A 25917-nucleotide genomic window follows, 5' to 3' on the forward strand; every position below is an offset into this window, starting at 1 on the left:
CGTTCGCCGGGCCGGCGGCGGCGCGCGGGACGGGCATACGGACTGTCCCGTCCCGCTTTTTCGTGCCGCCGGATATCGCTGATCATCGCAAAGGCGTACAACTGCTCAAAGCCCGCACTTGTCCGCGGAACCGACAGAAGCGACTCTGGGCAATTTGCCGTGTATGTACGACGGCATCCTTATCTCGGGGGTGGGAGGCGGTGCCGCCGAAGGCATTTTATCGGTAATGAGAAAAGTTTGGCAGGTGCGAATCAATCGCATTTACCGCCTGCCACCGCCCGGCGGCGCGGGGTCAGGCCACCTCCTCCTCCCACGCGAAGGCCTGGAGCGCCGGGTCCACGGGGGCGCCCGTGAGCCGGTTGGCGTAGGTGGAGATGGTGTAGGCGCCGACGCCGAGGACGACCTCCAGGGCGTTGCGCGGCGTGTGCCCGGCGGAAAGGAAGGCGCGCGTCTCCTGCTCGGGGACGGCGCCGAGGTGGTCCATCACGGCGAGGGTGAAGCGCCGCAGCGCCTCCAGGCGGGCATCCGGCAGCGGCGCCCGCGTCCGCAGCGCCTCGACCAGCTCGGGCGCGGCCTCCAGCCGGGACAGCGCCGCGGTGTGCATCGCCACGCAGACGTGGCAGGCGTTGCGGGTGACGACGGTCATGACGACGACCTCCCGGTCGAGCGGGGCCAGGGTGGTCCGCTCGAACAGGGCGTTCGCCCCCAGGAACCCCTTGAGCGCCTCGGGAGAGGCGGCCATCCGCGCCACCGCGGCCGGGAGGTGGCCGAGCTTCTCGCGCGCGCCCTCCATGGCGGCGCGGGCGCCGGAGGGCGCGGACTCGGGAGTCAGATCGGGGAAGACGTCGGCGGACGTACCGGTAGATGTGCCGGTAGATGTGCCGAGGGACGTGCTGGGGGACATGGGGCCCTCTTTCCGTACGCGGCGGCGTCGCCGCAAAAGGTCAACCTGATTGCCCATATAGTAAACATGGTTGTCCGATCGTCGCAACGAGGAGTCCGCTGTGGAACCAGGAGGAGGGCCCGACCGGGCCCGGTGGAACGCGCCGGCGCCGGGCTCAGCCCCGGCGGCCGGTGGTGGCGATGCCCTGGACGAAGTAGCGCTGGCCGAGGAAGAAGACCACCACCAGGGGGAGCGTGGTGACCACGCTCGCCGCCAGGACGATCTCCCACTTCGGGTCGCCGCCCTGGTAGAACTGGTCGACGATGGCCTTCAGCCCGCGCGGCAGCGTGAACAGCGCGGGGTCCTGCAGGTAGATGAGCGGCCGCATCAGGTCGAACCAGCTCGCCTTCAGCTCGAAGACGAAGGCGATGATCAGCGCCGGCCGCGACAGCGGCAGCGCGATGCGCCAGAACAGGTCGAAGTACGACGCCCCGTCCACCCGGGCGGCCTCGAAGACGTAGCGCGGCACGCCCAGCAGGAACTGGCGCAGCAGGAAGATGTAGAAGGCCGAGCCGAACACGTTGCCCGCCCACAGCGGCACCTGGGTCCCGGTCAGCCCGAGGCCGTTCCAGATCAGGTACGTCGGCACCAGCGTGACCACCGCCGGCAGCATCATGGTCGCCAGCACGCTGCCGAACAGCAGGTTGCGGCCGGGAAAGCGGAAGTAGGCGAACCCGAAGGCGACGAACGCGCTGGACAGCGTGACGGTCGCCGCGGCGGCGACCCCGACGACCAGCGAGTTGACCAGCCAGCTCAGCACCGGCGCCGCGTCCCACGCCGCCAGGTAGTTCTGCGGCGCGAACGGCCGCGGCCACGGCAGGAACGGGTCGGCGAACGTGCGGTCGCGCGGCTTGAGCGAGGCGACGACCAGCCAGACGAACGGGTACAGGAACACCGCGGAGGAGGCGGCCAGGATCGTGGAGAAGAAGACCTTCCGCGTGCCGCGGCCGGCGGGGTCGGCGGCGGGCCCTCCCGTCTCGGCGGGCGCCGCCACCGGGGCGGCCCGGTGGTCGACGGCGGTCATCTCGCGTGCCCCTCGGACGCCGCCACCATGGTGGCGGGGTGGTCGACGGCGGTCATCCCGCGCCCTTCGGGCGCCGCCACCGTGGTGGCGGGGTGGTGGGCGGCGGTCATCCGGCGTGCTCCTCGGCCTCGTAGTACACCAGCCTGCGGCCCACCCTCACCTGGACCAGGGTGATCACCGCGATGACCGCGAACAGCAGCCACGCCAGCGCGGAGGCGTAGCCCATGTGGAGGAACTGGAACCCCTGCTGGAACAGGTAGACGACGTAGAACAGGGCTGCGTCGCCGGAGGACTGCTGGGCGATCTGGTTGCCGAAGAACATCGTGTACACCTGGTCGAACATCTGCAGCGAGGTGATGGTGTTGATGATCACCACGAAGAACAGCGCCGAGCTGATCATCGGCAGCGTGACCGCGCGCAGCCGCTGCCAGGGTCCCGCGCCGTCGATCATCGCGGCCTCGGTGAGCTCCTTCGGCACGTTGCGCAGCGCCGCGAACAGGATGATCGTGGTGGACCCGAGGTTCCACAGGGACATCAGGACGATGCCCGGCAGCACCCAGTCGGGGTCGGTGGTCCACTGCGGCCCCTGGACCCCGAACAGCCCGAGGAACTGGTTCACCATGCCGGCCTGGCCGTTGAGCAGGAACAGGAACAGCACGCCGACCGCCACGTACGGCGTCATGGACGGCAGGTAGAAGATCGTGCGGAAGACCCCGGCGGCGCGGCCGGTGACCCGGTTCAGCACCAGGGCGAGGGCCAGGGCCAGCACGATGGCCAGCGGCACGTGCGACAGCGTGTACAGCACGGTGTTGCCGACCGCGCGGGCGACCTTCGGGTCCTGCGCCATCTTCGCGTAGTTGCCGAGGCCGGCGAAGCGCGGGCTGTCGATCAGGTCGTAGTCGGTGAACGACAGCACGAGGCTGGCCACCATGGGCCCGGCCTGGAAGACCACCAGGCCGATGAGCCACGGCAGCAGGAAGACGTACGCCCACCGTGTCTCGCCGCGCGGCCTTCTCACCTTCGCGGCCCGCGCTCGCCGGCCGTCGGAGGGTGCTCTCCGGTCACTCCCACCCGATCCTGGACCACAGGGCGACCATGCTGTCGTCCTCCATGGTGTCGCTCTCACGGGTCGCGGGGAACGCGGGGATCGCGGGAATGTGGTGCGTCATGTTCTCCACCTTCCTTTCGTGTGGTTCCTCGTCGCCGGCCGCGACCGCCCGGGCCGCGGCGCCGTCGTCAGTGGTTCACGTCGTCGAGGGCGCGTTGCGCCTCCTGCTGGGCCTGCTTCAGCGCCGGCCCGGCCTTCTGCCTGCCGAGGAGCACGCGGGTCGCCGCGTCCTGCCACGCCTTGGTGAACTCCGCGGCGGCTCCGGACTGCGGCACCACGAACCCGGCCCGCTGGACCGAGCGGATGGTCGTGACGGCCTGGTCGTAGGGGCGGTGCCCGCTCGGCTTCACGACCTGCGAGAAGATCACCTCGTCGGCCTTCATGTTGCCGGTGTAGGTGCCGATGTTGACCTTGCCCTCCTCGGCCCGCTTCCGCGCGCGCGCCTTGGCGGCGGCGATCCAGGTGTCGGCCGAGGTCATGGTCTTCATCCACGCGCAGGCGGCGTCGGGGTTCCCGGCGCCCTTGGGCACCACCCACGCGTTGCCGCCGACGTTGTTCACCGGGTCGCCCTGGCGGTCCTTGAACGGCAGGACGGTGATGCCGGCGCCAGGGTTGGTGCCGGCCATCGAGCTGACCAGGAACTGCTCGGTGAGCATCGCGCCGATCTGGTCCTTGGCGAAGGGGTTCTCCGCGCCGAAGTAGTCGAAGGTGTCGGTGAACGCCTTGAGGCTGGTCCAGCCGCCCTGCGCCTGGACCAGCCCGGAGACGTAGTCCAGCGCCTCCACCACCTTGGGGTCGTCCAGGTGGGCGGTGCGCCCGTCGGGCGAGAGCAGGTCGGCGCCGTTGGCCTTGGCCCACAGCGGCAGGAACTCCGGCAGCTTGGGGTAGAAGCCGAACCGCTCGATCTTCCCGCCGCTGCTCTTGGTCATCTTCGTGGCGAGGCGGGCCAGGCCGTCCCAGTCGGAGGTGTCGATGGACGCGGGGTCGACCCCGGCGTCCTTGGCCGCCTTGTCGTTCACCAGCAGGATGATCGAGTTGTAGAACTCGGGGATGCCGTACCACTTGCCCGCGTACCGCACCTGCTGCTGGGCGGCCGGGTAGTAGTCGCCCGTCGGGATCTTCTGGGTGGAGACGCAGGTGTCCAGCGGCTGGATGGCGCCGCGGGCGGCGTAGCCGCCGATGCGCTCGCGCGGCATGTACACGACGTCCGGCGGGTCGCCCGCCGCGACGGCGGACAGGAACGCCTGCTCGTCGAACTGGCCCTGGTTGATCTGCACGGTGGTGTCCGGATGGGCCTTCTTGAAGGCGTCGACGCGCACGGTGGCGATCTCGTCGGGCAGGCCGAACCCCATCGTGGTCAGCGTCCCGGATCCGCCGCCGCGCCCGCCGCCCGCCGCTCCGCCCGTCTTGGCGCCCACCCCGCCGCACGCGGCGAGGGCTGCGGCCATGACGGCCACCGTGGCCGTGCGGCTCACGCGCGAACCGTCCAACGACGCACCCCTTTCGCCCGGCACCCGGGCGTCTCACGCTGAGCTCCAGGTGAAGTGCGGTCTTCCCGCACAACGGCGCCTAAACGTGAACGCCGCTTTTCCAGGGGTCGAGTCCGTGGAGAGGGCTCACGCGCCGGGGCCGGCGGCCGCGCGGAGGCGGTCGCCGGCCGGGGAGCGGCGCCGTCAGCGGAGGCGGGGGAGGACCTCCTTGGCGTAGAAGTCGAAGAACGCCTCCTGGTCGGGGCCGATCTGGCTGATGTAGACCTCGTCGAAGCCCGCGTCGATGTACTTCTTGATCGCCTCGACGTGCTCGTCGGGGTCCGGGCCGCAGGGGGTGGAGGCGGTCGCGTCCTGCTCGCTCACCATCTCGGCGAGCTGCTCGAAGTGGCGGGGCAGCGGCAGCAGCTGGGACGCCTCGCCCTGGATGCCCTGCGTCGGCCACAGGCGGTGGACGGTCTTGCGGGCCTGTGCGGCGTCCTCGGCGTGGCAGACCTTCAGCCCGCCCTGCACCGGCTTGCCCTTGCCGCCGGCGGCGTGGAACTTCTCCACCAGCTCGGCGGCCGGGCCGGTGCAGATGTAGCCGTCGCCGATGCGCCCGGCCAGCTCGACCGACTTGTCGCCGAAACCGGAGATGTAGACCGGCGGCGGCTGGTCGGGCAGCGTGTAGAGGCGGGCCGTGTCGACCTTGTAGTGGGTCCCGCGGTGGGTGACCAGCTCGCCGGTCCACAGCCTGCGCATCACCTCGACGGCCTCTTCCAGCATCTCCAGCCGTTCGGCGGCCGGGGGCCACCGGGTGTCGAGGATGTGCTCGTTGAGCGCCTCGCCGGTGCCGACGCCGAGCCGGAACCGCCCCTGGCTGATCGCCGCGCTGGTGGCGGCCGCCTGGGCGATGACCGCCGGGTGGATGCGGACCAGCGGGCAGGTGACCGCGGTCGTGACGGGCAGGGAGGTGGCCTGGGCGATGGCGCCGATCACCGACCAGACGAACGGGCTCTGACCCTGCTCGTCCAGCCACGGGTGGTAGTGGTCGGAGATCCACAGGTTCTCGAACCCGGCCCGTTCGGCCAGCTCGGCCTGGCGGACGAGCTCTCTCGGCCCGTGCTCCTCGCTGGACAGAAAGTATCCGAAGGTGGTCATCGTCGCCTCCTCATCGCTTCTCGGTCTCGAGCCCAGCCCTACCCAGGTGGCCCGGGTCAAACGGCCCGCCGGCGCCCATGCTCGCCCGCCCAGGTGCGAGCCCGGCTCACATGACAGGAAAAGTCAGGAATATTGCGGGTGGCCGTCGCCATGTCTCCGGATCGCCGCTAATGTGACACGAGTTGTCCATGAGGTTTCTGTGGCTTTGTCAGGGGCAAAGCGCGGTGATGGCCGCGCCGGCTGTCGGCGGTCGGGACGGTGATGGGAGCATTGATGGGCCAACACGGGCCGTATGACGGCCTGGGGGACGAACACCTCCCCGGGTCGAGAGGCGAGCACGTTCTCCAGGGGTTGTTCTCCACCCGAGAGCGGGCGCTTCGCTTCTACAACCGGCAGGTGTCGGACCATCTCACTGCCGAGATGCGGGAGTTCGTCGCCCGTCAGGAGATGGTCTTCGTCGGCACCTCCGACTCCCGGGGCAACTGCGACACCTCCTTCCGCGCGGGCCCCCCCGGGTTCGTCCGGGTGCTCGAGCCGTCCCGGCTGATCTACCCGGAGTTCCGCGGCAACGGCGTGTTCGCCAGCATGGGCAACATCATGGAGAACCCCCACATCAGCCTGCTGTTCGTGGACTTCTTCGAAGACCGCGTGGGGCTGCACGTCAACGGCTCGGCCAGCATCACGACGGCCTACGACGCGGCGCGCCGCCACGGGCTCGTCGACGAGGACCAGACGGCGCCCGGCCGCCGTGCCGACCGCTGGGTCGTGGTCGAGGTCGAGGAGGCCTACATCCACTGCTCCAAGCACATCCCCCTGCTGGCCAGGCAGGATCGCAGGACCCTCGACGGGCAGGCCCGCAGGCCCGCGGGCGACGACCACTTCGGCGTCTCCCGCATGCGGTCGCTGGGGAAGGAGCGAGAAGGAGCGGGCCGGTCGGCTGAGTGACGCCATGAACATCGACATCGGACTGATCCGCCAGAGCTGGGCTCTGGTCGAGCCGGTGGCCGACAAGGTCACCATGCACTTCTACGCCAAGCTGTTCGCCGACTATCCGAGCGTGCGCGAGATGTTCCCGCCCGCCATGGACGTCCAGCGCGACCGGCTCCTTCAGGCGCTCACCCGCGTCGTGCTGAACCTCGATGACGCGGACGGGGTGGTGGACTACCTCGGCCAGCTCGCCCGCGACCACCGCAAGTACGGGGTGCAGCCCGAGCACTACCCGGCCGTCGGCCGCTGCCTGGTCATCGCGATGCGGGCCAACGCGGGCGGCGCCTGGCGCTCGGTGTACGACACGGCGTGGATCGACGCCTACCAGTTCATCGCCGACGTGATGATCAAGGCGGCCGAGCAGGAGGCCGCCTACGTTCCCCCGGCGTGGAACGGCGTCGTGGTCGGGCACGAGATGCGCACGCGCGAGATCGCGGTGATCACCGTCGAGCCCACGCAGCCGTACGCGTTCAAGGCCGGCCAGTACGCGACCGTGCAGACGCCCCACTGGCCCAAGGTGTGGCGGCCGTACTCCATCGCCAACGCGCCGCGCCGCGACAACCGGCTGACCTTCCACGTGCGGGTGGTCTCGGGCGGGTGGGTCAGCACCGCGCTCGCCCACCACACCCGGGTCGGCGACACCGTGCTCCTCGGGCCGCCGCGCGGGTCGCTGCTGCTCGAGCGGGCCAGCACCCCGCACCTCATCTTCATCGCGGGCGGCACGGGGCTCGCCCCGCTCAAGGCGCTCATCGAGGAGTCGATGTGGCTGCCCGAGCGGCCGAGCATCGACCTGTTCCACGGCGTCCGCCACCACGGGGACGCCTACGACCTGCGTGATCTGCGTGACCTGCGCACCCATCACCGGCGCCTGCGGGTGGTGCAGGCGGTCTCCGACGAGCCCGACGAGTGGCGGCGGGAGAACGCGGTGGACGCGCTGCTCAACCACCGCGTCTCGCTGGACGGCGACGTGTTCGTCTGCGGGTCGCCGGACATGGTGCAGGTGACGGCGTCCCGGCTGCTGCACATCGGCGTGCCCGCGCACTACATCCACACCGAGTTCACTCCCGGGGCGCCGACCCTGGTGTACTCCTGACCGGCGCCGTCAGGCCGTGACGGGCGGCAGGGCGGCGGTGGCGGTCTCGCGGTCGGTGCCGGTGGCCATCAGCAGGTCCACGGTGATCGAGCGGAGCTGCGCGGTGACCACCCGGGTGGAGAACCCGGCCGCCTCCTTACCGGAGGCGCGCACGCCGTCGGCCACGGCCAGGGCCGCGCGCCGGGCCCGCACCGGCTCTACCCCCTCGGCCAGTTCGTCCCTCAGCAGGCGGACGACCTCCGCCAGGCTGTGCAGGCGCTCCGGGAGGGCGCCGGGCATGGGCTCGCGGTCGCGGAGGGCGGCCAGGGTGCGGCGCAGCATCACCCTGGTGTTGCGCAGCGCGAGGTCGATGGGGGCCGCCGCGGCCTGGTAGCGGGCGAGCCGGGAGCGCGAGCGCCAGCGCAGCGGGCTGAGCAGGGCGATCTCCCGGCCGGTCTGCAGGGCGGAGGCCAGTTGCTCCACGGCCCTGTGCGAGCCGCGGGCCTTCTCCAGCGAGTCGGCGGCCAGCGGCAGGTCGGCGGCGGCGATCGCCTCCGCGGCGCCCTCCAGTGCCTCGGCCAGCTCGTTCAGGACCACCCGCCCGTGCCGGTGGGCCAGCGCGAGCGGGTCGATGGGGAACAGGCCGACGGCGGCGATGCCCACGACGCCGCCGACGAGCGCGTCGAGCATGCGCGCGGTCCCGCCGGAGCCGCTGGGCGGCAGCAGGGTGGCGACCAGGACGGCCGACGAGCCGGCCTGCAGGGCGATGACCGGGCCGCTGTCGAGCAGCACGGCGCAGGCCATGGCGAGCGCCACCACCAGGGCGATCTGCCAGGGTCCCGAGCCGATCCAGGCGACCAGCAGGTCGCCGACGCCCACGCCGAGGCTGACCCCGGCCACCATCTCGAGCATGCGGCGCACCCGGCGGCCCATGGAGACGCCGATGCAGACGACGACCGCGACGGGGGCGAAGAACGGCGCGGGATGGCCGAGCAGGTCCTTGGCGACGATCCACGCCACGGCGGCGGCGACCGAGCACTGCAGGATGGAGGGAGTTCGCGCGGCCAGCCGCCGCAGCCTGCGGCGCACGGTCGGTCCTACTGTCATGGTCCGCATCCTGAGTAGGTTACGGTCACCCGGCATCATATCGGTCAAATCCCTGGCTGGAGCTGCGGTGATCTGGCCCTTCGCAGATTTGAGCGCTCAACCGAACGGTAGGCTGGTGCGGTGGGCGATACGCGGTGGCTGGACGACGACGAGCAGCGGACCTGGCGCACCTACCTGTGGGCTTCCCGCCTGCTGTACGAGTCGCTCGACCGGCAGTTGCAGCGCGAGGCCGGCATGCCGCACACCTATTACATGATCCTGGCCATGCTGTCCGAGGCGCCCGAACGCACCATGACGATGACCGAGCTGGCCCAGCTGGTGCGCTCGTCGGCGAGCAGGCTCTCGCACGCCGTGGCCAAGCTGGAGGACCAGGGCTGGGTGAGCCGGTGCAAGCGCCCCGGCGATGCCCGCACGACCCTGGCCACGCTCACCGGCGAGGGGTTCGCGGCCCTGGTGGAGGCGGCCCCCGGCCACGTCGAGCACGTGCGGCGGGTGCTGTTCGACCGCCTCACCCCTGAGCAGACGCGCCAGCTCCACGAGATCTCCGGCGCCCTGCTGGGCGGCCTCAACGCCCCGGCCGTCGCCGACCTCGGCATGCCCGGCGGCCGCTGACCATCCACGCCGCCCGGCGCCCGCTGACCATTCACGCCGCGCGGCGCCCGCCCGCGATCAAGGGAGCACCCGGCCGACCATGCGCGCGTACATGCGCCCCGGGCTCGGGACCGACGGCGGGGCCAGGAAGCCGGGCAGCATGGGCAGGTCGACCGCGAAGGGCTGCAGGCGGTCGTACAGCGCGACGGCGTCGGCCGGACGATCCTCGGGCCTCTTCTCCAGCAGGCCGGCGATCAGCCGGTCGAGCTCCCCGGGCACGCCCGGCACGCCGGGCGGCCGCTCGTTCACCTGCTTCTCGAACACGGCGTACTCCGTGGGACCGACGAACAACTGCCGTCCGGTGAGCATTTCGTGCAGGACGCAGCCAAGGGAGTACAGGTCGCTGCGCGGGCTCGCCACCCCGCTCTGGATCTGCTCGGGCGACATGTACGCCGGGGTGCCGAGGATCTGGCCGATGCGGGTGAACTGCGCGACGTCGGCCTCGCGCAGCATCGCCAGACCGAAGTCCAGCACCTTGACGCTCCCGTCCGGGCACAGCATGAGGTTGGTCGGCTTGAGGTCGCGGTGGCAGATGGACAGGGCGTGGGCGGCCGACAGCACGGCGCAGGCCTGGGCGGCGATGGCGGCGGCCCAGGGCACCGGCAGCGGGCCGTGCTCGCTCACCAGGTCGGCCACGGTGACGCCCTCGATGAACTGCATGACCTGGAACAGGCGGTGCTCGAAGGTGCCGAAGTCGTAGAGGATCGGCGCGCCCGCGTGCTCCAGCCGGGCCAGGATGCGGGCCTCGCGCATGAACCGCTGCTCGAGCTCGTCGTCGTGCCCGCCGGGAAAGCGCAGGAGCTTGACGGCGACCTTGCGGTCCAGGCGCCGGTCGTGGCCGCCGTAGACCGCCCCCATGCCGCCCTGGCCGAGAGGCAGGTCGTCAAGCACGTACCGGTCGCCGATGACCATTCGCCCCTCCTGATGATCTATCGGGGAAAAATACACCCTCAGCCCTCGGGGCGCAGATGACCGCCGGCCAGCCCGTCAAAGCCTAGCCGGACGAGCCTCTCACCAAGGGCGGCCGTCGCCCGCAGACGGTCCTCCAGGGCGAGCAGTTCGCGAAAGGCCCTGCCGTACGCGCGCTGCTCGGCCAGGGAGAGCAGCGGGACGCGCACCCGGCGCGCGTCGACCCTGCTCACGCCGGAGTAGGGCCGGGCGGCCGAGGCGCCGGCATGGCGCAGGTGCCCGGCCAGGAAGTCGGGGTCGAGCCGGTCGCGGTCGAGGCGGTAGAGGTGGAGCTGGGGCCCGAGCACGGCGCCCGGCTCGGCGACCACGCGGGCGGCGCCGTCCCCGGTCGCGACCGTCGCCACCACGTCCCCCGCCGCGAGAACGACGTGGCCGGCGCCGGCCGGGGCGCGCCCGGACGGCGGGCCGCCGTCGACCACGTCGGCCGCGGTGAGCACCGGCACCTCGCCGGTGTCGGTCGTCATCTTCGGCGGGCCCGGATGGATCGTGACGATGCCCGCCCTGACCAGCTCGCCGATGGTCGTCGTGGGCAGCTCCCGCGCCTGTCCCGGCGGCGCGACGCCCGGCAGCGCGCCGCCCAGCGAGGCCGCCGCGTCCGCGAAGCGCTCGCGCACCCGCCCGAACTCCGCCACCGCGTCCGGCTCGTCCGGCGGCCGGCGGTGGCGCGCCGGGCTGAGGTCCACCTCGTCGTCCAGCAGGTCGATGATGCGCACCGCGCGGCCGGGGGCCGGCGGCTCGCCCTCGGGGTCGGCGGCGAAGGCGCGCCAGGCGGCCTCCACGCCGGTCAGGCCGTCGGAGGCGTCCAGCATGAGCACCTGCGAGGGCGGACGCTCGCCGGGCTCGGGGCGGCGCAGCAGCCACAGGTCGGGGCCGCCGGCGGCGAGCGTCAGCACCGCGCGCAGCGCCCCGCCGCGCAGCAGGTTGCCCCGGATGCGCTTACCCGGACGGCGGCTGGCCGCGGCGGCCGGCATCAGGATGGCGACCAGGCCCCCGGGGCGGACGCGGGCCAGGCAGTGCTGCACCCAGGCGAGCTCGGACTCGCCGCGCGGCGGCAGGCCGTACTCCCAGCGGGGGTCGCCGGTGAGCTCCTCGTGACCCCAGGCGCGCTCGTTGAACGGCGGATCGCAGACCACGACGTCCGCGCGCAGGTCGGGGAAGCCGTCCTGCCGCAGGGAGTCGCCGGCGACCAGGTCGGCGCGGACGCCGCGCAGCAGCAGCCGCACGGCCGCCAGCAGCGCCGCCGTCTCGCCGCTCTCCTGGCCGAGCACGCGCGCCCCGGTGAAGGGAAGCAGCAGGGCGCCCACCCCGCAGGCCGGGTCGAACACGGTCGCGGGGCCGTCGTCCGGGTCTCCTGCGACCTCGGCGGACCCCTCCGGCTCCTCGACGGATCCCCCCGACCCCTCGGCGGAGCCTTCCGCGGGCTCGGCGCGGAAGCGTCGGGCCGGGCGGGCGCCGGCGAGCCGGGCCATCAGCTCGGCGTGGTCGGCCCGCGTGACCGACAGGCGGCGCGAGTGAGCCTCGACGTAACGCTCGCAGAGCAGTTCGAAGGCGACCGCCGGCCCCTGTTCGGCGGCCAGGTCGGCGAGCAGGCGGTACAGCCGGATGTCGACCAGGCTCCAGTCGACCGGCACGGGCAGGTCGGCCGTGGCCGCGGCGGCGGCCCGGTGCAGCCGCTTGGCGGGCTCCTGGCTGCGGGTGACGGCCTTCCAGCCGCCCGGGTCGCGCCGCAGGTACAGCAGGAACGCGCCCGCGCAGGCCACCAGGTCGCCCAGGCGCAGGTCGTCACCGGCGGCTCGTAACCGCTGCCACGCGCGGTCGCCGAGCGACATCTCATACGATTTGCCGTTACGGCGCAGCCAGTCCTCGACCTCGGGAAGGGAGAAGAGCGGGCTCGCGGCCGTGCCGCCCACAGGCTGGGGGAAGTCGTCGTAGCGACGCCGCCAGTTGCTCACCGCCGCGCGGCCGACATCGGCGAGCCGGGCGATGTCGCCCGCGTTCAACGTGGCGTCGTGTCCCATAAGCGTCGCCCCTTCCAGCTCGCCTACCGGTACCTTGGCGGCTCAGGGTCAGATTAGTCCACCTTGCCGCTCCAATCCACAGAATATGTGCTTGTGAAGTGTTTCAACCAATGATTTACTGAGGACATGTCAAACAACGCGTCGTTCACGTTGCGCTACGCGGCCCGCACCGACGTCGGCCTGCGCCGGCAGCAGAACGAGGACTCGGTGTACGCCGGTCCCCGCCTGCTCGCCGTCGCCGACGGCATGGGCGGGCACAGTCATGGCGAGGTCGCCAGCGCCACCGTCATCGCCGCGCTGTCCGTCCTGGACGGCGATCCGCCCAGCGGCGACCTGCTCGGGGCGATGGAGTCCGCCATCACCGAGGCCGTCCGGCGACTGAAGGACATGGCCGACCGCGACCCCAAGCTCACCGGCATGGGCACCACGCTCACCGCCATGCTCTGGGACGGCGGCCGCTTCGCTCTGGCCCACATCGGCGACTCCCGCGCGTACATGCTGCGCGAGGGCATGCTGTACCAGATCACGCGCGACCACACCCTCGTACAGTCGCTCGTGGACGACGGTCAGATGACCCCCGAGCAGGCCGCCGCGCATCCGCGCAGGTCGCTGCTCATGCGGGCGCTCGGCGGCAGCGGCTCGGTCGAGCCCGACCTGTCCCTGCGCGAGGCGCGCCCGGGCGACCGCTACCTGCTGTGCTCGGACGGGCTGAGCGGCGTCGTGGGCCCGCAGGCGCTGCACGAGACGCTGACCTCCCTGGAGGACCTGGGCGAGGCGGCCGACCGGCTGATCGCCCTGGCCAGGGACGGCGGCGGTCCCGACAACATCAGTTGCGTGGTGTGCGAGATCGGCGGCGGGGCCTGAGCTAGGTGCGCGCCAGGCGATCGGACGGGCGACGGTAAAGGACCGCAACCGCGCCTATCTGCCGAAACAGGACGTACGGCGTTGATGTCGCCGTACCCCTGTTCAAAGCGGGGTTATCGGGGTAGCACGTACTGCCGTGCCTCGAGCTGCCGTGATTATGAACCCGCTCCGGGTGGCCGACCCGGACCGCCACCGTGCCGACGTGACCGCCGAACTGGCGCGGCACGGCTGGGACGAGCCGTTGTGGTACGAGACCACCGCCGAGGACCCCGGCGCGGGCGTGACCGCCAAGGCCCTGGCCGAGGGCGTCGACGTGGTCTTCGCCTCCGGAGGGGACGGCACCGTCCGCGGATGCGCCGAGGGCCTGATGGGCACCGGCGTGCCGCTGGCCATCCTGCCCGCCGGCACGGGAAACCTGCTGGCCCGCAACCTCGGCATGCCCACCGCGCTGCCCGAGGCCGTCCGCGTAGGAGTCGCCGGGCGCACCAGGGCCATCGACCTCGGCGTCCTGGACGGGCGTCCCTTCGTCGTCATGGCCGGCATCGGGCTGGACGCCGCCATGGCCGACAGCACCAGCGAGAACGCCAAGAACCGCATCGGCTGGCTCGCCTACGTGAGCGGCGTGGTCAAGCACATCACCGACCGCCCCTTCCGCGTCACGCTGCGCCTGGACGGGCGCACCACCATCCGCCGGCGGGCGGTCATGGTGCTCGTCGGGAACGTCGGCCGCCTCCAGGGCGGGCTGGAGCTCCTGCCCGAGGCGCGCCCGGACGACGGGCTGCTCGACATCCTCATCCTGGCTCCCCGCACCCCGACGGACTGGCTCCACGTGGCCTGGCACGTGCTCACCCGCTCGCGGCGCCACGACCGGCGCGCCGAGCGGTACACCGCCTCCCGTGCCCTCATCACGGTGGACCCGCCCGTGCTGCACGAATGCGACGGTGACCCGATCGGCCACGCCACCACCATGTCCGTCGAGACACGCCCGAAGGCGCTGCTGCTACGCACGCCCCGCGGAACGGAGAGCTGACCCATGGGAACGGCGACCGCGGTACCGCAGACCAGGTCCATGAGCGGCGAGGAGCTCGGCGCCGACGACGCCTGGGCGACGCTGCGCCACTACGGCGGATGGCACCTGGTCCGCGACTCCTTCGTCCGGTTCCGCTACGCGGACGGCTTCAGTCACTCCCGCGCCCTGGCCTTCCAGATCTGCCTGGCGGTGATCCCCGGCGCCATCGCCGTCGTCGGGCTCAGCACCGTGCTGCACCAGGAGCGGATCGGTCAGGTCGTGCAGCTCGCCATCCGCCGGTTCGTCCCCGGCGACGGGGTCGAGGTGGTCAACGACGCCCTCGCGGTCAGCCGCCACCACGCCGGCGCCGGCGGCGCCATCGCGCTCTGGCTCGGCCTGGTCACCGCGCTGGTCGGCCTGACCACCGCCATGGCCCAGGTCGAACGGGGCGCCAACCGGATCTACGGCGTGGAGCGGGACAGCCCCTTCCGCCGCAAGTACACCAAGGCCGTGCTGATGGCGGTCAGCGCCGGCTCCTTCATGACCCTCGGCTTCGCGACCATGGTGGGCGGCCAGGCCATCGGCCGCTCGCTCGCCCAGGTGTACCACTGGAGCGACACGGCCCTCACGGCCTGGACGCTGCTGCGCTGGCCGGTCGGCTTCCTGCTGGCGCTGCTGTCGGCCTCGGTGCTGTTCCGCGCCGCGCCCCGCCGCAAGCAGCCCGGTCACACCTGGCTCGCCGCCGGAGGCGTCGTCGCGCTGACGCTGTGGCTGCTGTTCACCTGGGGGCTGACGTTCTACATCGAGCACACCGGTTCGTTCGGCACGACCTACGGCCCGCTGACCGCCGTGATGGCGCTGCTGCTGTGGTCGCTGCTCAGCTCCGTCGCGCTGTTCCTCGGACTGTCGTTCGCGGCGCAGCTCGAAGCGTGCCGGGGCGGGGTCGGGGACCCCATCGTCCCTGACCCCGGACCGAGCGGGACCGAACACCGCATGGGAGGCGACAAGGTGGGAGAAAGACGGTCATGAGCATCTTCACAACCGGGCGCCGGCTCGGGCACGCGATCGCCGATCAGGCCCGGCCGAAGGGACGCCGGCACGGCTGGGCCCGCAGGCGGATGGACAAGGACGCAAGGCTCGGGCTCCGCCTGAGCCTGGCCTCAGGGGCGCTGTTCCTGGTCCTGGTCCCGTTCACGCTCCTGCTGGTGCTGGTGAAGACCTCCTTCGGCCCGCTCAACCGGCTGGACGAGGGCGCGGCGAACTCCCTGCACGCCTACGCCGTCGACCACCCCGCGTGGGTGAGCTTCCTGCGGCTGTGGACCGACGTCTTCGGCCCCGGGCCGTGGCGGATCGTGGTCGGGGCCGCCGCGGTCTGGCTGGTCTACAAGCGCGCCCCCCGCCTGGCCGCCTGGGCGGTCACCACGATCACCGTCGGCGGGCTGCTCGGGCTGGCGCTCAAGGTGGTCGTCGCCCGCGCCCGGCCCCACCTGCCCAACCCCGTGGACCTGGCGCCCGGCTCCTCCTTCCCCTCCGGGCACGCCGTCAACGCGACGCTCGGCGTCGGCATCGTCCTGCTGCTGGTGATGCCGCTGCTCTCCCACCGGCAGCGGGTGGCCGCCTGGATCACGGGCGCGATCATCGTGCTCGGCGTGGCCTACACGCGCGTCGCGCTCGGCGTCCACTGGGTGAGCGACGTGGTGGCGGGCGTCGTGTTCGGCGCCGCCGTCGTCGCGGCGACCGCCGCGGCCTTCGAGACCTGGCGCCGCGACATCGGGCGCCGACCGGCCGAACCACACCGCGAAGGCGTGGAGCCGGAGGCTATGCAGGACATCTCAACGAAGGGAACTGCGCATGGTCACCGACACTAGAGTGGTGGCGAACCGGGACACGGGCTGGTCACAGACCGCCGCGTGGACGCTCCGCCTCCTCCTCGCGCCTCTCGCGGTGCTGGCGGTGGTGACCCTCGGCGTCGGATGGCTCATCATCAAGCCGTTCCACAGCGAAGTCGCCGGCGAGATCGCGGTCAACCAGGGCTTCGCGGCCGACCGCACCCCGCTGTTCAACACGCTCACGCACTTCGGGTCGATGCTGTCGGACACCCCGGTGATCGTCGTGCTCACCGCGATCGCAGCCCTGACCTTCCGCTTCGCCTTCGGGCGCTGGCGCGAGTCGGTCTTCATCATCCTGGCCGTCTGGTCGCAGTCGATCGTCTTCCTGCTGGCCACGGTGTTCATCCAGCGCCCGAGGCCGACCGTCCACCACCTGGACCCCGCGCCGCCCACCTCCAGCTTCCCCTCCGGGCACACCAGCGCCGCCGTCGGCTTCTACTGCGGGATGGCCCTGGTGCTCACCCTGCACGCTCATCGCCACACCGTGCTGAAGGTCCTGTTGTGGACGGTCGGCCTGGCCGCCCCGCTGATCGTCGCGGTCTCCCGGCTCTACCGCGGCATGCACCACCTGACCGACGTGAGCTGGGGCCTGGTCCTCGGCTTCGTCTGCCTCGCCGTCGTAGCCCACGCCATCCTCGGCACCCCCCTGCTCCCCGGCAGAAAATCCACCACCCGTCCGATCCCGGCCCCGCACAGCGGCTGACCACATCGCCGTCAGGCCGGCCTTCACGTGTGGCGGTCGATTCCAGATCGACGCGACACAGTGCTCGATCTTCGGCGCGAGGAAGCACGGCGAGACGCCCGGCTGGACGCCCCAGCCGGGCGTCTCGCCGTCTAACGCAAGTCGTCCGCGGCTTGGGCCGAAATTGTCGGGCTTATCAGAAATGCTCTGGGTTGATGCCTTGTCGTCGCCACTCGTCGAGAGGGAAGAGCATGAGTGCGGTCACGCCCGAGATGATCGACTACTACGTAGGGCTCCTCAAGGATGTGCACCGACTGAATCACTATGTCAGCAACGCGATGTTCTGGATGGTGGTGCGAGGGCGGGCGGAGCCACTCACGGTCCGCGATATCGCCCGCCGACTCGATGCCGACCTTGACATGACGACTCTCCGCACGGTGCTGGAGCGGGGGCAGGAGCGCACCCTCGTCCTGGAACAGAGCGACCACGGTGTGATCATGCTGGGATACAACATCTGTGTCAGCGCTTCCGACCTCTGGGACCGCCTGACCAAGAACGCCCAAGCGTGGGCCTTCGGGTGGATGGTCAACAACGCCAATGAGTTGCTCTATGCCGCCGACGGCAGCCTGGTCACCAGGCTGAACGTCTTCTGGCCCGAACCCGAGCAGTGCACGGGCCGGGACCCACGGGCGCTGGACCACCACCTCGGTGCGATTCGGGAGATTGTCGCACGGAGGGACGCTGATGAACGGGCGGGAGCATTCGACTCTCCCCCCTATCCCCGATATCCGCACTGGGCGACCGCCCTGGCGACCATGGAGGCGATGACAGGCGCTCGCCTGGACCTCGACCGGTTCACCCGGAAGCAGCCGTCCATCCGAGCCCGCGGCCTGGGCTGATCTCGCTCGGCGCACAACAGCCACGAGTGCCCGGCCACCTTCGGTCGCCGGGCACCGCGCGGTCGCCGGCTCGGCGGGCCACCGGACGGGTTCAGGGAAGGCCGAACAGGACCGTGACGCGGTCGGGTCCGCGGCTCATGACGACCCGGGGCCCCATTTGCTGTGCCGGACCTTGGCGCGCATGGCGAAGGGCGTCTCGCCGTCATGCCGAACTCAGCAGAAAGGCGACGAACCGCCCTATCGCGAGTGGGTGTGTCTCAGATGCCGAGGCGGCCGTTCTTGTGCGGGTCGGGGTGACTGAGGAGGGATCGCCCGGCGGCATACCGTTGGTCCCGGTGCCAGCCGAGCCTCAGCGAGGGCGGCCGGGGGGTTGTGGCTGGTCCGGGAGTTGTCCACGTCGTGGGGCTGGAGCCAGAAAGCCGAAGGACACACGGTCTGGTTCGAGCTCCGCTCATGACGCGCCACTCGGTCTGGCCGCCGATTACGCGAACGGCCGGACTACTCGGACACCGGAACCAGCGACCGGCGCATCGGCTCACGCCGTACACGGCGCCGGATTCGCCGTAGAACCTCCCCACTGCTTCGGCGCCGGTGGCTAGCAGCTCCACGCCGAGGGAAGCTGCTACCGCGTCGTGTCTTCAGCGAGGTGCCCGCGCTTGCGGTGAGAGAGGGTCAGGGGGCCGGGGTGAGGAGGTTTTCGCGTTCTACGGCTTCGAGGGAGAGGGTCTTGTAGCCGACCTCCTCGAACAGGACCGTGACGCGGTCGGGTTCGCGGCTCATGACGACGCCCGGGCCCCACTCGCTGTGCCGGACCTTGGCGTGCATGGCGAAGGGCGTCTCGCCGGCGTGCTCCTCGGGGATGTTCTCGGTGGCCGTGCCGGCGCGGCAGGTGTCGCAGTTCCCGCAGGCCCGCTCGTACGGCTCGCCGAAGTACTCCAGCAGCGTCCGCCGCCGGCATCCGGTGGTCTCGGCGTACGCGCGCATCATGTCGATGCGGGACTCGTCCACCCGGCGCCGGGTCGCGTCGAGCTCGGCCGCCCGCGCCGCCGCGTCCTCGGGCGAGGGACCGTCCTCCACGGCGCGCAGGTCGCCCCGCTCGGTCACCGTGACCGCGCCCGTCCGCTCCAGCAGGTTCACCACGCCGGTCAGCTTGGAGGAGCCGACGTCGAGCAGGTCGCGCAGCTCCCGCGCCGGGACCACCCCGCCGTGCTCGCCGACCAGCGTCGCCACCCGCACCAGCATCTCCTCGTCGACCCGGCCGCCGGCGAAGAACCTGCGCAGGCCGAGGTCCTCGGGCCGGTAGAACAGTACGGCGGAGGCCGGCTCCTGGTCGCGTCCCGCCCGGCCGATCTCCTGGTAGTAGGAGTCGAGCGAGTCCGGCGGGTCGGCGTGCAGGACGTACCTGACGTCCGGCTTGTCGATGCCCATGCCGAAGGCCGAGGTGGCGACCACCACGTCCAGATCGCCGTCACGGAACAGCTCGTGGACCCGGTGCCGGTCGGCGGCCTTCATCCCCGCGTGGTAGGACTCGGCCCGCCGCCCGGCCTCGCGCAGCGCGGTCGCGTACTCCTCGGCGGACCGGCGGGTCGCGACGTAGATCAGGCCGAGGCCGGGACGGGCGGCGGCGTCCTCGATCAGGGCGCGGCGCTTGTCCTCCTTGCCGACGAACCTGCGCACCTGGAGGTCGATGTTCGGCCGGTCGAAGCCGCGCACGACCAGTTCGGCGTCCGGCAGGCCGAGAGAGGTGAGGATGTCGTCGCGCACCAGCGGCGCGGCGGTGGCGGTCAGCGCGACCACCGGCGGGTGGCCGAGCCGCTCGATCGCCTTGCCGAGCCGCAGGTAGTCGGGGCGGAAGTCGTGCCCCCACGCCGAGACGCAGTGCGCCTCGTCGATCGCGATCAGGGACGGCCGCGCCTCGCGCAGCCGGTCGATCACCTCGGGCTTGGCGAGCTGCTCGGGGGACAGGAACACGAACTCGGCGGTGCCCGCGTGCACCTGGTCGAGCGAGGCGTCGCTGGTGCCGCCGGACTGCGCCGAGTTCACCGCGACCGCGCCGCCCGCGTCGGCCTCGGCCAGCCCGGCGACCTGGTCGCGCTGCAGGGCGATCAGCGGGGAGACCACCACGGTCGGCCCGTCCAGCAGCAGGGCGGGGATCTGGTAGACGGCCGACTTGCCGCTGCCGGTCGGCATGACGACCAGGACGTCCCGCCCGGCGAGCAGGTGCTCCATCGCCTCGCGCTGGCCCGGCCGCAGGTCCTGCCACCCGTACGCCTCGCGGGCCACCGTCCGCAAGCGCCTGCCGTCACGGCCGGAGGCCCTGCGCAGCGCCGTCCGCAGCCGCTCGCTCACCGTGATCCGGGTCCTGCCGCTGCCCGCCTTCGGCTCGGCCTTCTCGGAGGCCGCCGCACGGGTGCGCCCGCCCTTCCCGCCGGACCCGCGGTCGCCACCGGGCTGTCTGCTCATGAAGGCTCGCTCCCCCCTCATCGTTCACCGGCCGCGACCCGGCGTTCACCGGTCGCGGCCGGCGCGGCGCCGTCGGCGGGCCGCACCCTTCAGTGCCCCCGAAGGGGCCTCTTAAGCCGGTGACCGGCGGGTTCCGCGGGGCGGCCGGGGCGGGTGCCGCCCTTAGGGGCCGGCGGCTACCGCCGTGCCGGAGGGGACGCCGCCTCGGCGCCGCCCGGCGCGGTCGCGGCCTTCTGCAAGAACGGGGTCAGCAGACCGGGAATTCCCTGGTCGGCGAGGCGCAGGGCCTCGCCGAGCTCGACGTCCCACACCCCGTACCCCTGACGGCCGGCCGCCGTGGTCGCGGTGAGGGTGGCCAGGCCGGCGCGTCGCTGGAAGAACGACCTGCGGATGTTCCAGCCGATGACGCCGTCCAGGTCCAGGGCCACGCGGCGGCGCACCAGCGTGCCCCACCGGGTGACCAGGTGGCCCGGCGTCAGCGCGTGGCCGAGGGCGCGGTAGCGGTCGGCCGCGAGAGGCACGGTGGCGACCGTGCCGAGCAGGGCGAGCTGCCAGCCCCAGGCGGGCCACCCGTCCCACTCCCACAGCGCCGCGAGCGCCGCCGTCACCGGCAGGCACACGGCGAGCGCCCGCGTGAAGCGGCGGCGGAGCGCGGCCGGGCCGTGCGGGGTGAGCTCCGCCGTCAGCGGACCCGCGGTGCCGATCACCCGGCCCGCCACCGCCACGGCCTCCGCGCGCGGGGCGGGGGGCAGCAGCATGGAACCGCCGCGCTGCGCGCCGCGCCCGACCCGCAGGCCGGTGGCCACGGCGATCAGCCGCGCGCCGCCCGCCACGCGCAGCGGCAGCGGCTCGCTCACCTCGATGCCGCGCAGGCGGCGCTCCTCCAGGGTGGTCGCCCGTGTGGTGACCAGCCCGCGGGTGACGTGCAGCGTGCCGCCCGCCGTGCGGGTCAGGCGGAACCGCCAGAACGCCAGCACGTACCCGAGTGTGGAGGCCACCGCGACGAACACCGCGAGCACGGCCACCACGGCGGTGACCTGCGCCCACAGCGCTTCCTGGCCGAGCCGGTCGACGACCTGCCGCACCGGGCCCACCTGGAGCAGGTCCACGTTGCCCTCGCCGGCGATGCGGGAGAGGAAACCGGCGAGCACACCGGCGGTGATCAGCCCGGACATGGTGAACGGCCCGTAGCGGATCCACGCGGGGTGAAGAGCCGCCAGCTCGGTCTCCACCGCCACGCGCCGGAGCCGTGGGACCTCCCGCGTCCCGCCTTCACGGCCGCCGGTCCCGTCACGGCCGTCCGGCCCTCCGGCGGGGAGCGGCCCCTGGCTCCCCTCGGCGGACGTCGAGTCCGCGGGCGGGCGGTGCAGGAGCTCCTCGCGCAGCCGGGCGACCTCGTCGGCGCGCAGCGCGTCCAGGCGCAGGGCGCCGCCGCGCTTGGTGTCGGTGCGGCCGGTGCCGATCTCCACCCGGGCCAGCCCCAGGAGGCGGTGCAGCATGTGGGAGGTCGCGTCCACGGTCCTGATGCGGTCGCGCGGCGCGGTGAGCACCTGCCTGCGCAGCAGGCCTTTGCGCACCTGCACGTACTGCGGGGTGACGCGGTAGGTGGTGGTGAACCATCGGAGCGTGCCCAGCACCAGCGTGAGCGCCAGGCCGGCCAGACCCCACAGGCGCCCTCCCTGCTCGCCCTGACTGAACCCGGCGATCAGCAGGCCGGCCAGGGCGGGGATGTTGCGGATGGTCTCCTGCACCGGGTGGACGAGCAGCATCCGCCTGCTCAGCCGGCGCCACGGCGCCTCGTCCCTCGTGCTCGCCTCGTTTCTTTCCGGGGCGCTCACGTCGCGTCACCCGTGGTCGCCTCGGTGCGCGCGGTGAGCTCGTCGACCAGGCGGCGCGCGGTGTCGCGGCCGAGGCCGTGGACGCGCAGCGGGCCCGCGGCCGAGGCGGTGGTGACGGTGACGTTGACCAGCCCGAACAGCTGCTCGAGCGGGCCGCGCTCGCTGTCGACCGTCTGGATGCGGGAGATCGGCGCGATGCGCCACTCCTGGCGGAGCCAGCCCGACTGGGTGTAGACGGCGTCGGCCGTCGTCTCCCAGCGATGGACCTTGTAGCGCCACCAGGGCATGACGGCCACGTGGGCCACGGCGAGCACGGCCGTGACGGTGAACGCCACGACGTGCGGGCCGCGGTCACCGTCGTCGAGCAGCAGCCAGGCCACCTGCACGGCGGTCAGCACGAGCCACCCGAGGACGGCCCGTACCGTCCAGAACCAGATCGCGGTGCGGCTGACGCGGTGCCGTGGCGGCCGGAGGGAGAGATCAGCGGATTCCACGTCTCTACTCTGGCAGCACCACGGCGCTGCGTCGCAGTGGGCTCCATCCGGAAATCAAGCAGACAAATGTCATATCCCGCCGAACGTCATGCCAGGGCGCACTGGGTGTTGTTGAGCGTGAAGGCGGCGGGGGCGGTGTTGGTGCCGCTGTAGGAGGCGCCGAAGCCGAAGGAGGCGGAGCCGCCGGGGGAGATGGCGCCGTTCCATCCGCCGTCGGCCGCCGTCACCTGACGGCCGTTCTGGGTGACCCGGGCGTTCCAGGCGTTGGTGACGCGCTGGTCGCCGGCGAAGGAGAAGGCCAGGGTCCAGCCGTTGACCGCCGCGCCGGTGACGCTGATCGTCACCTCGCCGTTGAACCCGTTCTGCCACTGGCTGGTCACCTTGTAGGCCACCTTGCACCCGAACCCGCCACCGGAGGTGGGCGTGGGTGTCGGCGTCGGGGTGGGTGTCGGGGTGGGCGTGGGTGTCGGAGTCGGGCTGGGCGTGGGCGTCGGTGTCGGAGTCGGGGTGGGCGTGGGTGTCGGCGTGGGTGTGGGCGTGGGTGTCGGCGTGGCGGTGGAGTACGTCAGGCCGTAGCCGTAGTCGAACAGGGCCGGCTTGCCGTCGCCCGCGTTGATGGGTTCCTGGGAGAACTGGCGCATCCACGTCATCGGCAGCTTGCCGCTGGGCGCGTAGTCGCCGAACAGCACGTCGGCGACGCCGCCCCCTTCGGTGCCGGGCAGCCACGCGGCCACCAGCGCCCGCCAGCCGTCGATCTGCGCGGCGATGTCCATCGGCCGCCCGGAGACCAGGACCACGATCACCGGCACCCCCGAGGCCCGCAGCCGCGACAGCGTGGCGAGGTCGGTGCTGTCCAGGGACAGCGACGACGGCCGGTCGCCCTGGCCCTCGGCGTACGGGGTCTCGCCCACCACGGCGATCGCGGCCCGGTAGGAGGAGTCGATGCCGCTCCCGTCCCGGTTGTAGGTGACGGTCGTGCCGGACCCGGCCTTCTCGCGGATGCCCTGCAGGATCGTCGTCCCGGTGGTGGTCGCGCCGGAGGACCCCTGCCAGCTGATCGTCCAGCCGCCGCTCTGGTTGCCGATGTCGTCCGCGCTCTTGCCGGCCACGAAGATCTTCCCGCCGGACTTGGCGAGCGGCAGCACGTTGCCGTCGTTCTTGAGCAGCACCTGCGACTTGCGCACCGCCTCGCGGGCCAGCGTCCGATGGGCGGCGCTGCCGACCGTGGAGGTGTAGGAACGGTCGGTCAGCGGCTTCTCGAACAGGCCGAGCTCGAACTTCTTGCGCAGGATGCGCCGGTTGGCGTCGTCGACGCGCGCGGTGGAGACCCGGCCGGCCTGCACCTCGGCCTTGAGTAGCGAGATGAACTTCTTGTAGTCGTTGGGCACCATCACCATGTCGATGCCGGCGTTGACGGCCGTCCTGACCTCGTCGGCGGTGAACCCGGACTGCCCGTCGAGCTGGTCGATGGCGGCCCAGTCGGTGACCACGAAGCCGGTGAACCCGAGCTCCCCCTTGAGCACATCGGTGATCAGGTAGCGGTTGCCGTGCATCTTCTGGCCGTTCCAGCTGCTGAAGGACACCATGACCGATCCGACGCCGCGGTCGACGGCGGCCTTGAACGGCGGCAGGTGGATGGCGCGCAGGTCGGCCTCGCTGATCTGGGTGTCGCCCTGGTCCTTGCCGCCGGTCGTGCCGCCGTCGCCGAGATAGTGCTTGGCGGTGGCCAGCACGGAGGCGGGCCCGTTGAGCGCGGAGCCCTGGAAGCCGTCGACGATCGTCGTCATCTGGCTCACCAGCTGCGGGTTCTCGCTGAAGGACTCGTAGGTGCGCCCCCAGCGGTCGTCGCGGGCGACGCACACGCAGGGCGCGAACGTCCAGTCCACCCCGGTGCCCGAGACCTCCTCGGCGGTGGCCCGGCCGACGCGCTGGGCGAGGTCGGGGTCGCGGGTGGCGCCGAGCCCGATGTTGTGCGGGAAGATCGTCGCGCCTCCCACGTTGTTGTCGCCGTGCACCGCGTCGACCCCGTAGATCATCGGGATGCCGAGCGGGGTGGACAGCGCCTGCCGCTGGAAGTTGTCGTACATGTCGGCCCAGCCGGTGGCCGAGTTGGGGGAGGGCGCGGACCCGCCGCCGGAGAGCACCGAGCCGATGCGGTAGGTCGCGAGGTCCGACACCGGGTTGAGCACGGCCCGTTCGGCCTGGGTCATCTGGCCGACCTTGTCGTCCAGGGTCATGCGGGACAGCAGGTCCTCCACCCGGGCGGAGACGCTCAGGCCGGGGTCCTTGTACGGCGGGTCGGCGAGCGCGGTGGCCGCGTGCGGCCGGTCGACGACGCCGAACGCGGCCAGGGCCAGCATCGCGACGAGGGTCGTCCTCAGGATCTTGCGCGGGTGGCGCGGCCGTGACACGGCGGTCATCGGTTCCTCCTCGATGTCGCCGTGACGGTAAGAAGCCGCCGCGCCGCGGGTCAACCGGGCGACCCGTCCACCCCAGGTGACCTGCGGTAACGTCAGAAACTTTCAGGTGGGGGCCGGCGTCGTCGCGGCCCGCGTCAGCCGTCGTAGCGGTAGTAGCCGGCCAGGTCGGGAAGCAGGCCGACCGGGTCGGTGCGGATCGTCGTGCCGGTGCGCAGGGCGTTGATCATGCGGCCGGCGCCGATGTAGATGCCGACGTGGTGCGTCTTCACGGTCCGCTTGCGGATCTTTCCGTAGAAGACCAGGTCGCCGGGGCGCGCGGCGGCGGCCGGGACCTTGCGCAGGCGGCGGACGTGGTCGTCGGTGGTGCCGCCGCCCAGCACGTCCTCCTTGTAGGCGAGCTGGTACACCCACCGGGTGAGTCCGGAGCAGTCGAGGCCCTTGGTGGTGGCGGCGGGGCACGGCCGGATGGAGCCGCGGTAGCCCTGGCAGGTGCCGAGCGAGGGGCCCGGCCGGGCGCCGTGGCCACCGCCCCAGACGTACGGCACCGGCCCGCCCGGCCAGCGCGTCTGCTTCTGGCCTTCCTGGATGGCCATGGCGATGGTCACCACCCGGTTCGGCTCGCCGCCGACCAGCAGGGGAGCCGACCCCGCGGCCAGGACGAGAACGCCCGCGATGACGGCCGCGCGGACAGCCCGTGCCACGTGAACCCCCCGTTCCGCCTGTTACACGTCCTCACCATTCTCATCAAGCCGGTGGTAGGTGTCGGCGGATGTCCGGAAATGTCACCTCAGGGACACCTTGTGCGTCGCACGGCGGACGTCATGAGGCCCGGCCGGGCCCGTTGCAGGGCCCG

The 25917-nt window shown here is 72.1% G+C and carries 22 protein-coding genes; 9 read left to right on the forward strand and 13 right to left on the reverse strand.

The genetic code is table 11. The features are described from left to right. Nucleotides 1-292: 292 nt before the first annotated feature. The 5 genes from ABZT47_RS15840 to ABZT47_RS15860 form a co-directional block, all read right to left on the reverse strand. Nucleotides 293-904, reverse strand: coding sequence for a carboxymuconolactone decarboxylase family protein (locus ABZT47_RS15840; RefSeq protein ID WP_354841571.1), 612 nt, complete (start codon nucleotides 902-904; stop codon nucleotides 293-295). 154 nt (nucleotides 905-1058) lie between these two features. Continuing rightward, nucleotides 1059-1967, reverse strand: coding sequence for a carbohydrate ABC transporter permease (locus ABZT47_RS15845; RefSeq protein WP_354841574.1), 909 nt, complete (start codon nucleotides 1965-1967; stop codon nucleotides 1059-1061). A 106-nt stretch (nucleotides 1968-2073) separates the two neighbouring features. Beyond that, nucleotides 2074-2985: a sugar ABC transporter permease gene (locus ABZT47_RS15850; RefSeq protein WP_354841577.1), complete on the reverse strand. Its 912-nt coding sequence runs from the start codon at nucleotides 2983-2985 to the stop codon at nucleotides 2074-2076. 218 nt (nucleotides 2986-3203) lie between these two features. Beyond that, nucleotides 3204-4550: an extracellular solute-binding protein gene (locus ABZT47_RS15855; protein WP_354841580.1), complete on the reverse strand. Its 1347-nt coding sequence runs from the start codon at nucleotides 4548-4550 to the stop codon at nucleotides 3204-3206. Between the two features lie 198 nt (nucleotides 4551-4748). Next, nucleotides 4749-5702: an LLM class F420-dependent oxidoreductase gene (locus ABZT47_RS15860; protein ID WP_354841583.1), complete on the reverse strand. Its 954-nt coding sequence runs from the start codon at nucleotides 5700-5702 to the stop codon at nucleotides 4749-4751. Nucleotides 5703-5975: 273 nt separating this feature from the next. Here ABZT47_RS15860 and ABZT47_RS15865 point away from each other — a divergent pair, with 273 nt between their 5' ends. Continuing rightward, entirely contained in the window at nucleotides 5976-6647 is a 672-nt protein-coding gene (locus ABZT47_RS15865) for a pyridoxamine 5'-phosphate oxidase family protein (RefSeq protein ID WP_354841586.1), read from the forward strand. Between the two features lie 4 nt (nucleotides 6648-6651). Further along, entirely contained in the window at nucleotides 6652-7782 is a 1131-nt protein-coding gene (locus tag ABZT47_RS15870; protein ID WP_354841588.1) for a globin domain-containing protein, read from the forward strand. 9 nt (nucleotides 7783-7791) lie between these two features. Here the strand turns inward: ABZT47_RS15870 and ABZT47_RS15875 are convergent, their stop codons facing one another. Further along, nucleotides 7792-8868, reverse strand: coding sequence for an FUSC family protein (locus tag ABZT47_RS15875; protein ID WP_354841591.1), 1077 nt, complete (start codon nucleotides 8866-8868; stop codon nucleotides 7792-7794). A gap of 120 nt (nucleotides 8869-8988) precedes the next feature. Between ABZT47_RS15875 and ABZT47_RS15880 the strand changes: the two genes are divergently transcribed. After that, on the forward strand, nucleotides 8989-9480 hold the full coding sequence (locus ABZT47_RS15880; protein WP_354841593.1) for a MarR family transcriptional regulator: 492 nt from the start codon (nucleotides 8989-8991) through the stop codon (nucleotides 9478-9480). A gap of 57 nt (nucleotides 9481-9537) precedes the next feature. Here the strand turns inward: ABZT47_RS15880 and ABZT47_RS15885 are convergent, their stop codons facing one another. Continuing rightward, nucleotides 9538-10431, reverse strand: a complete 894-nt coding sequence (locus ABZT47_RS15885) for a serine/threonine-protein kinase (protein WP_354841595.1) — start codon at nucleotides 10429-10431, stop codon at nucleotides 9538-9540. 38 nt (nucleotides 10432-10469) lie between these two features. Beyond that, nucleotides 10470-12506, reverse strand: coding sequence for an N-6 DNA methylase (locus ABZT47_RS15890; protein ID WP_354841598.1), 2037 nt, complete (start codon nucleotides 12504-12506; stop codon nucleotides 10470-10472). Between the two features lie 126 nt (nucleotides 12507-12632). On the opposite strand from ABZT47_RS15890, the gene ABZT47_RS15895 reads away from it, so the two are divergent. The 6 genes from ABZT47_RS15895 (at nucleotide 12633) to ABZT47_RS15920 (ending at nucleotide 17849) form a co-directional block, all read left to right on the forward strand. After that, the gene (locus ABZT47_RS15895; RefSeq protein WP_354841600.1) at nucleotides 12633-13370 is read left to right on the forward strand and encodes a PP2C family serine/threonine-protein phosphatase; all 738 of its coding nucleotides are present in this window, start codon (nucleotides 12633-12635) and stop codon (nucleotides 13368-13370) included. 157 nt (nucleotides 13371-13527) lie between these two features. Further along, nucleotides 13528-14400 carry a diacylglycerol kinase family protein gene (locus ABZT47_RS15900; RefSeq protein WP_354841602.1) on the forward strand — a complete coding sequence of 291 codons (873 nt, stop codon included), beginning with the start codon at nucleotides 13528-13530 and terminating at the stop codon, nucleotides 14398-14400. A 3-nt stretch (nucleotides 14401-14403) separates the two neighbouring features. Then, complete coding sequence (locus tag ABZT47_RS15905; RefSeq protein ID WP_354841605.1) at nucleotides 14404-15408, forward strand: YihY/virulence factor BrkB family protein; 1005 nt, start codon at nucleotides 14404-14406, stop codon at nucleotides 15406-15408. Then, on the forward strand, nucleotides 15405-16247 hold the full coding sequence (locus ABZT47_RS15910; protein ID WP_354841607.1) for a phosphatase PAP2 family protein: 843 nt from the start codon (nucleotides 15405-15407) through the stop codon (nucleotides 16245-16247). Before ABZT47_RS15905 ends, ABZT47_RS15910 begins: the two co-directional genes overlap by 4 nt. Next, nucleotides 16231-16971, forward strand: a complete 741-nt coding sequence (locus tag ABZT47_RS15915) for a phosphatase PAP2 family protein (protein WP_354841610.1) — start codon at nucleotides 16231-16233, stop codon at nucleotides 16969-16971. Before ABZT47_RS15910 ends, ABZT47_RS15915 begins: the two co-directional genes overlap by 17 nt. A gap of 230 nt (nucleotides 16972-17201) precedes the next feature. Next, nucleotides 17202-17849: a hypothetical protein gene (locus ABZT47_RS15920; RefSeq protein WP_354841612.1), complete on the forward strand. Its 648-nt coding sequence runs from the start codon at nucleotides 17202-17204 to the stop codon at nucleotides 17847-17849. 672 nt (nucleotides 17850-18521) lie between these two features. On the opposite strand, the gene ABZT47_RS15925 is transcribed toward ABZT47_RS15920, so the two are convergent. The 5 genes from ABZT47_RS15925 to ABZT47_RS15945 form a co-directional block, all read right to left on the reverse strand. Continuing rightward, nucleotides 18522-20312, reverse strand: coding sequence for an ATP-dependent DNA helicase RecQ (locus tag ABZT47_RS15925; protein ID WP_354841615.1), 1791 nt, complete (start codon nucleotides 20310-20312; stop codon nucleotides 18522-18524). Between the two features lie 176 nt (nucleotides 20313-20488). Continuing rightward, complete coding sequence (locus ABZT47_RS15930; protein ID WP_354841618.1) at nucleotides 20489-22150, reverse strand: PH domain-containing protein; 1662 nt, start codon at nucleotides 22148-22150, stop codon at nucleotides 20489-20491. Further along, nucleotides 22147-22644: a PH domain-containing protein gene (locus tag ABZT47_RS15935; RefSeq protein ID WP_354841620.1), complete on the reverse strand. Its 498-nt coding sequence runs from the start codon at nucleotides 22642-22644 to the stop codon at nucleotides 22147-22149. The genes ABZT47_RS15930 and ABZT47_RS15935 overlap by 4 nt, the downstream gene beginning before the upstream one ends. An 86-nt stretch (nucleotides 22645-22730) precedes the next feature. Continuing rightward, a complete protein-coding gene (locus tag ABZT47_RS15940; protein ID WP_354841623.1) occupies nucleotides 22731-25064 on the reverse strand; it encodes a glycoside hydrolase family 3 N-terminal domain-containing protein in 2334 nt (777 codons plus the stop codon). 134 nt (nucleotides 25065-25198) lie between these two features. Further along, nucleotides 25199-25765, reverse strand: a complete 567-nt coding sequence (locus ABZT47_RS15945; protein WP_354841626.1) for an NlpC/P60 family protein — start codon at nucleotides 25763-25765, stop codon at nucleotides 25199-25201. Nucleotides 25766-25917 lie beyond the last annotated feature (152 nt).

This window comes from Sphaerisporangium sp. NPDC005289 (assembly GCF_040607455.1).
GTDB lineage: Bacteria > Actinomycetota > Actinomycetes > Streptosporangiales > Streptosporangiaceae > Sphaerisporangium > Sphaerisporangium rhizosphaerae.